Raw genomic sequence first — 8,546 nt, forward strand, 5'->3', positions numbered from 1 at the left:
AGGACCTCGTCGGCCGGCTGCAGCGTCCGCTCTGGGTGGGCAACGACGCCGACGCGGCCGCCTGGGCGGAGTACCGCTACGGCGCGGCCCGCGGCAGCAGCCTGATGCTGATGATCACCCTGGGCACGCAGTGCGGTGGCGGCGCTGGCCAGCACGTCGGCCAGCGCCTCGACCAGGTCCGGACGGCGTCCGCGCAGCGCCGCCAGGCCCACGCACACCGGGCACCAGCGGCAGTCGTCCGCCGGCTGCGGCCGCGTCGCCGCACCGTCGTGCTCGGGCCGTGCGGCGGGGGTGCCCAGCAGGTCACCCAGGACGTCGGTCAGCCGCGTTCCTGCCGTGTGCTCGGCGGCCAGTCCCGCCGCCAGTCGACGGACCTGCTCCACCCAGTCGGGGCCGGGTGCGGTCATGCCCCGCCCCCCTCGGCCGGCGCACCCGCCGTGGCGCCGGCGGCCAGCAGCCCGGCCGGCCACTGGGCCGGGTCGGGGACGAAGCGCACCTCCAGCACCGCGCGGGCGGTGCCCGGATCGGTCAGCGCCCCGCCGGAGACCGTGCACCGGCGGAGCAGTGCGTCCAGCGGGAGCGACCGGCGCACCCCGCCCGCGGTGACCACGAGGTCGTCGGCCCAGCGGGTCAGCTCCACCTCGCCGCGGCGGGTGAAGGGCAGCGGCACGTCGAGCAGCCACTCGCCGCTCACCCGGCGGGGCACGGGCCGGGTGAGCGGCTGCACCGCGGTCTCGGGGACGGCGGCGCCCAGCGCGAGGAGGTCGGCGACACCGGCGGGCGGGACCGCGGCCTCGGCCACCTCCCGCACCGGCCCCAGCAGGGCGCGCACCGAGCGGACCGCCTGCTCCTGCGCCGCGGCCCGCTGCTGCCACCATTCCCCCGAGCCGCCCGGGAGCAGCCGGGAGACGGTGACCGAGGCGATCCGCTGACCGTGGACGCCCAGTGCGGTGGCCGCGTGCCGCAGGTGCTCTGCCGCGGCTGCGTCGGGGCGCAGCACCAGGTGGACGGCGGTGCGGGCGGGGTCGGCCAGCGCCACCGCGTCCAGCAGTTCCTCCGTCGCCGCGGCGCCGGCGAGCAGCCCGGCGGTGACCCCGGCGCGGCCCGGGGTGGCGGCCGCACGCAGCGTGGCGAGCACCCGGAGCCGGGTCGGCGCGGCCTGCGCCAGCCACCACCGCAGCGCCCCGGGGAGGCCGAGCAGGGCCGTCGCCGTCGCCGTCGGGCCGGGGTCCAGCACGACGACGTCGGTGTCCCTGTCGCGGAGGTGCCCGGCCAGGGCGGCGAGCAGCGCGAACTCGGCGACGCCGGGGAGCGGGACGACCGAGGAGGCCGGCGGCACGGTGAGCAACGGCAGTGCGTCGGCCAGCTGACCGGCGTGCCGGTCCCAGAGCTCCTCCAGCGCGGGCTGGGGGCTGACGACGTCGACGGCCACCCGGTCGGCCAGGTCGGCGATCCCGACGGGCTGGCCGGTGAGCAGCACGCACCGGGAACCGGCCTCGGCCAGCCGCGCGGCGGTGGCCGCGGCGACGATGGAGCTGCCGGCGCCACCGGGGCCGGTCACGAGGAGGACCTGCACGGCGCGCATCAGCCCTCGACGCGCTTCTTGAGCTCCTTGAGCGCGGTGTCGAGGATGACCTTCTCGGCCTTGCGCTTGATCATCCCGAGCATCGGGATCGAGAGGTCGATCGTGATGGAGTACGTGACGGTGGTGCGGCCCCCGGACTCGGACAGGGAGTAGGACCCGTCCTGCTGCTTCTGCATCTGGCCCTGCACCAGCGTCCAGTCGACCCGGCGGTCGTCGTCCCACGTGTAGTCCAGGACGTAGTCGTCCTGGACCGCACCGGCGTCGAGCACGAAGTGGACCCGGCGGGCGCGCCCGTCCGCTCCGGTCTCGAGCACCTCCACCTGCTTGGCTGCCGACACCCACGACGGGTAGGCCGGGAAGTCGGCGATCACGGCCATGACCTCGGCGGCAGGCGCGTCGATGACGATCGACTGGGTGGACTGGTCAGCCATGGGGCGGAGGGTAGTCGCTGCCCACCCCCGGCCTGGCCTCCTCCCGGGCCTCCTCCCCCGCACGGGCCGCTCGGCTACTGCGCGGTGGCCGCGCGGACTAGATTGGCCCCGGACCCTGATCCGGAGCGGCGGGGCGACGGAGCCCCCGGCCGGGCAGGACAGAGAGGACGGCGTGCGCGAACTGAGCGTTCCCCCAACCGCCAGCGTGGGGCCCGGAGACGCCCTGACGGACATGGTCGCCACGAACGCGGCCGAGCACCCCGACGAGGTCGGGCTGCGGCGCCAACAGGCCGGTCAGTGGGTCGACGTCACCTACGCGGAGTTCGCCGCCGAGGTCGCCGGAGTCGCCAAGGGGCTGATCGCCGGTGGCGTGCAGGCCGGCGACCGGGTCGGGCTGATGGCCCGGACCCGCTACGAGTGGACGGTGCTCGACTACGCCATCTGGACCGCCGGCGCCGTCGTCGTCCCGATGTACGAGACCTCCAGCGCCGACCAGGTCGCCTGGATCCTCTCCGACGCCGGCGCGCGGGCGGTCGTGGTGGAGAACGCCGAGCACGCCGCGACCGTGGAGTCCGTGCGCTCCGAGGCCCCCGAGCTGGGCCCGGTGTGGGTGATCGACGACGGCGGGCTGGACACCCTGACCGCCGCCGGCGCCGACGTGCCCGACAGCGAGCTGACCGCCCGGCGGGCCAGCCTCTCCGCCGACAGCCTGGCCACGCTCATCTACACCAGCGGCACCACCGGCCGGCCCAAGGGCTGCGAGCTGACCCACGCGAACTTCCTGTTCGAGATCCGCAACGGCATGACGTTGCTGAGCCGGTTCATGAACCCCGACGGCTCGCTGCTGCTGTTCATCCCGCTGGCCCACGTGCTGGCCCGCGTCATGCAGGTGGGGGCGCTCAACACCCGCACGGTCATCGGCCACACCCCCGACATCAAGGACCTGGTGGGAGACCTGGGCCGGTTCCAGCCCACCTTCGTGCTGGCCGTGCCCCGGGTCTTCGAGAAGGTCTTCAACGGCGCCAAGGCCAAGGCGGAGGCCGACGGCAAGGGCAAGATCTTCGGCCGGGCCGCCGAGGTGGCCGTCGACTGGTCGCGCGCGCAGGACACCGGCGGCCCCGGGCTGGCGCTGCGGGTGCAGCACGCCCTGTTCGACAAGCTGGTCTACGGCAAGCTGCGCGCCGCCCTCGGCGGGCGTTGCGCCGGCGCCATCTCCGGCGGCGCCCCCCTGGGCGAGCGGCTCGGCCACTTCTTCCGGGGCATCGGCGTGACGATCTTCGAGGGCTACGGCCTGACCGAGACCACGGCTGCCGCCGCCGTCAACCACGACGCGGCGCTGCGCATCGGCACCGTCGGGCGCCCGCTGCCCGGCGTCGATGCGGCGATTGCCGACGACGGCGAGGTGCTGCTGCGCGGCGGGATCGTCATGCGCGGGTACTGGAAGAACGAGCAGGCCACCACGGAGGCCATCGACGCCGACGGCTGGTTCCGCACCGGCGACATCGGTGAGCTCGACGCCCAGGGCTTCCTGCGCATCACCGGGCGGAAGAAGGAGATCTTGGTGACCGCGGGCGGCAAGAACGTGGCCCCCGCCGTGCTCGAGGACCGGCTGCGGGCGCACAAGCTGGTCAGCCAGTGCCTCGTCGTCGGCGACCAGCGGCCCTTCATCGCCGCGTTGGTCACCCTGGACGTCGAGGCGCTCCCGACGTGGCTGAAGGCCCAGGGCAAGGACACCTCGCTCACCCCCGAGCAGCTGCGCGACGACCCGGAGCTGCTGGCCGAGCTGGACACCGCGGTCGCCGAGGCGAACAAGGCCGTCTCGCAGGCCGAGGCGATCAAGAAGTTCCGGGTGCTGGGCGACGACTTCACCGAGGACAACGGCACCCTCACCCCGAGCCTGAAGCTCAAGCGGGCCGTGGTCATGAAGCAGTTCGGCACCGAGGTCGAGGCGCTCTACACGCGGTAGCGCCTGACGGTCGAGCTGCTCGGCCCCGCGCTCAGCGCGCGGGGTCGAGCAGGTCGGCGAAGGTCGACGCGATCGTCGTCCAGGACCACCGCTGCTCGACCCACGCCCGGCCGGCCGCGCCCATCGCCCGGGCGCGCGCCGGGTCGTCCAGCAGGTCGGCCAGCACGCCCGCGACCGCGGCGGGCGACCGCGGGTCCACCACGTGCCCCGTCACCCCTTCCCGGACGGTCTCCGGCGCCCCGCCCGAGGTGCCGGCGACGACCGGTCGGCCACAGGCGGCCGCCTCCAGGAACACCATGCCCAGCCCCTCGACGTCCAGCCCACCGCGGCGGGTGCGACAGGGCATGGCGAACACGTCCCCGGCTGCGTAGTACGCCGGCAGGTCCGCCGGTGGCACTCCCCCGGTCAGGACGACGGAACCGGTCAGCCCCCGGTCGGAGACGGCGCGCCGCAGCGCCTGCTCCAGCGGACCGCCGCCCACCAGCAGCAGCTTGGCGCGCGGGTGCCGGGCGAGCACCTGCGCCCAGCCCTCGACGAGCAGGTCCTGCCCCTTGCGCGGTACGAGCCGGGACACGCAGACCACCACCGGGTCGTCCCCGAGCCCGTACCGCTCCCGGACGGGCGCCCCGTCGGCGTCCGGGGTGAACCGGTCGACGTCGACCCCGGGCGAGAGCTGGGCCAGTTCCGTGCGCACCCCGAGGGCCGGGGCCAGCCGCCCGTGCGTGTACTCGCTGATGTAGGTCACCACGTCCAGCCCGCCGGCGATGCGCTGGAGGAGCTGTCTGGCCGCCGGCAGGGCCACCCAGCCGGTCTCGTGGCCGTGCGTGGCCCCCACCAGGCGCTCGACCCCGGCCCGGCGCAGCGCCGGCGCCAGCAGTCCCAGCGGTGCCGCCGCGCCGAAGAACGCCGTCCGGCAGCCGTGCTCGCGGACCAGCCGGGCAGCGGTCCGGGCGACGCGCGGCGTCGGCAGCAGCATGCCGGTGGGAGCACGCACCACCGGATAGGGCAGTGCGGCGTCGTGCGCGGCGGAGCCGGGGTGGTCCGAGGCCAGCACGACCAGCGAGTCGGGCGGCCGGGTGGCCAGCAGGGCGGCGACGAAGGTCTGGATGCCGCCCTGCCGGGGCGGGAAGTCGTTGGTGACGACCAGGGTGCGGTCCCCGCTCACCGGTCGCGCACCGCCACCCAGTCGGCGGCGAAGGCGATCCGCTGCGGCACCGTGGGGTGCGAGCCGAAGGCCCACTGCCAGATCGCGGGCGGATCGGGGTCGTTGAGGTTGGCGCCTCCCAGTGCCTGCTGCACCGCCACGAAGGAGTCCGGGTCCTGGGTCAGGTCGAGCGCGTGCAGGTCCGCCCGCGCCTCGATGTGCCGGGAGACCAGGTTCTGCACCGGCGTCGACGCCAGGGTGCCCAGGGAGAGCAGCAGGAGCAGCAGGCCGACCACCGCCCCGTCCCCTGGCCCCGCCGCGCCGGCGCGGCGGAGCAGCGGGGGCGAGCCGAGCAGCCAGCCCAGCAGCGCGACGCCCGCCCCGGCGCCCAGCGCCCCGATCAGCGTGCCGGTGAGGACGTCGTCGTTCGCCACGTGCCCGAACTCGTGGGCGGTGATCGAGACGATCTCCTCGTCGGGCCGCTGGTCCAGCAGGGTGTCGTAGACGACGATCCGCCGGGTGGACCCGAAGCCGGAGACGTAGGCGTTCAACGCAGTGGTGCGCCGGCTGGCGTCGGCGACCAGCACGTCGTCGACCGGGGTGCCGCTGCGCTCGGCGAGCGCGATCAGCTCCGTGCGCAGTGGACCGGCGGGCATGGACTCGAAGCGGTTGAACGCGGGCTCGATCACCAGGGGGTAGAGGAACGACCCGATGACGACCAGGGCCGCGGCCGCCGTGCCCGCCCACGCCCACCAGGTGCGCGGGGCCCGCCGGGCGAGCGCGACCAGGGCCAGCAGCCCCAGCGCGGTCAACCCGGCAGAGATCCCGTACGAGGTGGCGACGTCGCGCGCCCACAGGTCCCAGCTGCGCGTGGACAGGCCGTAGCGACGCCGCACCACCTCGCCGTAGGCCGACAGCGGCAGGGTCACCAGCCGACCGACGAGCAGGATCGCGAGCGAGCCGAGCAGCACCTGCCAGGCCCAGCCACCGCCCAGCGGCCGGGCGACGGCCCGCGCCGTCGCCGCCCCGGCCCGGGTGAGCCCGAGGACCGCCGAGACGAGCAGGCTCAGCACCAGCGAGGTCAGCGAGGCCGGGCGCAGTGCTGCGGTGAATGCCTCCGCCCGGGCCACCTGCTCCGGGCCGAACGCGGCGCCCGGATCGACCGGCGTGCGGCCGCCAGGCGGCACGGGCAGCACGTCCCACGGCGTGGCCACGGCGATCACGGCGACCAGCGTGGCACCGAGCACCGCCGCCACCAGCAGCGCCACGCGCCGGGACCCGGCGGCTCCTCCTCGGCTCATCCGTGGGCTCGCGGACCGGGCGGGAGGGGCACGGCGCCGAGCTTAGGCAGGCTGCCTGTGGCCCGGCTGGACGGCCGGACCGGACGGCTCAGCCGAGGAAGCGGCGCGCCCCGGCGTAGCCGGCCATGTCGACGCTGGTGACCTGCACCGGGACGCCGAACGTGGCCGCGTGCACCATCTGGCCACCGCCGATGTACATGCCCACGTGGCTCACCGGGCTGCGGAAGAAGACCAGGTCGCCGGGCTGCAGCTCGCTCCGTGAGACCGCCGTCCCCATCGTGGACTGGAGGCGGCTGGAGTGCGGCAGGGTCACCCCCGCCGCCGCATAGGCGTACTGCGTCAGGCCCGAGCAGTCGAAGGCGTCCGGGCCGCCGGCGGCCCACACGTACGGATCACCGAGCTGGGCCATGGCGGTGTCCACGGCGACCTGCGCCGAGGAACTGGTGGCCACCACCTCGACCGGCGCCTCGAGCACCGGCCCGGCGTGCTCCTCGACCACCTCCTCCTGCTGGACGACGGTCAGGGCGTCGTACTGAGCCTGGTAGTCGTCGACCCGGGAGGTGAGGTCGCGCTGCCGCGTCGCGACGTCCTGCAGCGTCTGCTCCGCGGCCGCGGCCGCCGCCTCCGCGTCCGCCTGTGCCTGCGCAGCAGCAGTCGCCGCCGCGCTGACCTGGGCGAGGACGTCGTTCGTGTGCCCGGCGATGCTGTCCAGGGTGGTCACCTGGGAGACGAACTCATCCGGCGACCCACTGGTCATCAGGGCGTTGAAGCGGGACAGGTTCTCGCCGGTGAAGGCACTGCGGGCGACCCGGCGCACCTGCTCGTCCAGGGCGGCCAGTCGGGCCTGCGCTTCGGCGACCGTCTGTGCCACGGCGGCTGCGGCTGCCTGCTGCTGTTCGAGCGTCTCCTGCGCCTCGTTGAACTGCTCGGTGACGACCTCCAGCTCGTGGGTCGCGTCGGCCGCCAGCTGGGTGGCCTGCTCCGGGCTGGTCGCCTCGGTGGCCTGGTCGCCCGGAGCCGCGGCGGCATCGCCCGGCAGGACCGCCAGCGTCAGGCTCGCGGCGACGACTGCCACGATCCCGACGCCCAACCGACCGGCGATACGGCCGGGGCGCGCGTGCACCGGGGTGTCGGCGGCGGGGGCCGACCATGCTGGCAGGGCGCTGGACTGAGGGCTCGCCACGGGCGGCGGACTCCACTTCTCTCACTCGGACCGCGGCGCACCACCCCGGGAACGGGTCGGTGATCCGGCGGTGCCCGAGCGAGGTCACCCTCTGTGGCGACTTCGTCTCGTTCGGACACGACGAACGTATGTCCGTGACCGGATCGAGACCTAGCCCCGTCAAACCTCGAACTGACCCCAGGACCTGACAAATCACAGGGTTGCGATTTGTCAGCTCACGTGGCGGTCCCCGTGGGACGACGCATCCTGATGACGCAAGGGCGGAACCAGCCCGAAGTCTGCCAAGGCCCGGACGGCCTGCTCCTCCACGTCGTCCCACTCGACGACCGGGCGCGCCCCCTCGGCCACGCCCTCGGCCACGCCCTGGCCGGGCCCGCCCGCCCTGTCGGCCGACGCCTCCCCCGGTGCGGCACCGGCGACCAGCACGCCCTCCCCGGCCGGGACGCCGGCGGACACCCCTGGCCGGCGTCGCGTGAGCGGCACGACGGTCGGGGCGCTCCCCCGCCAGTCCGGCGGGGCGCCCAGCAGGACGGTCACGACGCAGTCGTCGCAGCCGTGACCGCGGACGGTGCAGGTGTCGCAGTCGATGAGCACGGCGGCTCTCCTTGTCTCCTGTGGTCCAGACACCGCGGACCGTAGGAGCGACCACCGACAGTTCTGCTCAGCTCCCGGCCGGGGGTCCCGGACGACGCGTCGACGAGCCGGGCCCCGCGGCCCCGGCCGACGGCTCACGCGGCGTGGCCTCCCGGGGACTGTCGGACCCGCGACCTAGCGTCCGCGCCGTGCCGTCCGTACCTGCCCTGCCGTCAGCGCAGCCACCAGCACCCCCTCCGGCCCCCGGTGGTCTCCAGGTCGACGACCACGAAGGTGACCGCGGCCAGCGGGGTGCCCAGGTCGTCGATCGTCGCCTGTTGGAAGCGTGGCCCGGCCTGCTCC

The 8,546-nt window shown here is 75.0% G+C and carries 7 protein-coding genes and 1 pseudogene; 2 read left to right on the plus strand and 6 right to left on the minus strand.

What is annotated here, in order from left to right:
- Window positions 1-35: 35 nt before the first annotated feature.
- A pseudogene (locus G5C62_RS28330) lies at window positions 36-83 on the plus strand (hypothetical protein); the annotation flags it as partial.
- Between the two features lie 320 nt (window positions 84-403).
- Here G5C62_RS28330 and G5C62_RS23510 read toward each other — a convergent pair.
- Complete coding sequence (locus tag G5C62_RS23510; protein ID WP_241176087.1) at window positions 404-1,585, minus strand: ArsA family ATPase; 1,182 nt, start codon at window positions 1,583-1,585, stop codon at window positions 404-406.
- Window positions 1,585-2,016 carry an SRPBCC family protein gene (locus tag G5C62_RS23515; protein WP_164702903.1) on the minus strand — a complete coding sequence of 144 codons (432 nt, stop codon included), beginning with the start codon at window positions 2,014-2,016 and terminating at the stop codon, window positions 1,585-1,587. Before G5C62_RS23515 ends, G5C62_RS23510 begins: the two co-directional genes overlap by 1 nt.
- 232 nt (window positions 2,017-2,248) lie before the next feature.
- Here G5C62_RS23515 and G5C62_RS23520 point away from each other — a divergent pair, with 232 nt between their 5' ends.
- Complete coding sequence (locus tag G5C62_RS23520) at window positions 2,249-3,982, plus strand: long-chain fatty acid--CoA ligase (protein WP_164702904.1); 1,734 nt, start codon at window positions 2,249-2,251, stop codon at window positions 3,980-3,982.
- Between the two features lie 31 nt (window positions 3,983-4,013).
- On the opposite strand, the gene G5C62_RS23525 is transcribed toward G5C62_RS23520, so the two are convergent.
- From G5C62_RS23525 to G5C62_RS23540, 4 genes are all read right to left on the minus strand, one after another.
- Window positions 4,014-5,147, minus strand: a complete 1,134-nt coding sequence (locus G5C62_RS23525) for a glycosyltransferase family 4 protein (protein WP_164702905.1) — start codon at window positions 5,145-5,147, stop codon at window positions 4,014-4,016.
- Window positions 5,144-6,427, minus strand: coding sequence for a M48 family metalloprotease (locus G5C62_RS23530; protein WP_164702906.1), 1,284 nt, complete (start codon window positions 6,425-6,427; stop codon window positions 5,144-5,146). The genes G5C62_RS23525 and G5C62_RS23530 overlap by 4 nt, the downstream gene beginning before the upstream one ends.
- 88 nt (window positions 6,428-6,515) lie before the next feature.
- Window positions 6,516-7,502, minus strand: a complete 987-nt coding sequence (locus G5C62_RS23535; protein WP_241176088.1) for a C40 family peptidase — start codon at window positions 7,500-7,502, stop codon at window positions 6,516-6,518.
- Between the two features lie 318 nt (window positions 7,503-7,820).
- A complete protein-coding gene (locus G5C62_RS23540; protein WP_164702908.1) occupies window positions 7,821-8,204 on the minus strand; it encodes a hypothetical protein in 384 nt (127 codons plus the stop codon).
- Window positions 8,205-8,546: the final 342 nt, after the last annotated feature.

Source organism: Modestobacter sp. KNN46-3, from assembly GCF_011039295.1.

Excerpts from the sequence above, each read along its gene's own strand:
- G5C62_RS23510 (WP_241176087.1), bottom strand. The coding sequence starts at position 1,585 with ATGCGCGCCGTGCAGGTCCTCCTCGTGACCGGCCCCGGTGGCGCCGGC.
- G5C62_RS23530 (WP_164702906.1), bottom strand. The coding sequence starts at position 6,427 with ATGAGCCGAGGAGGAGCCGCCGGGTCCCGGCGCGTGGCGCTGCTGGTG.
- G5C62_RS23515 (WP_164702903.1), bottom strand. The coding sequence starts at position 2,016 with ATGGCTGACCAGTCCACCCAGTCGATCGTCATCGACGCGCCTGCCGCC.
- G5C62_RS23520 (WP_164702904.1), top strand. The coding sequence starts at position 2,249 with ATGGTCGCCACGAACGCGGCCGAGCACCCCGACGAGGTCGGGCTGCGG.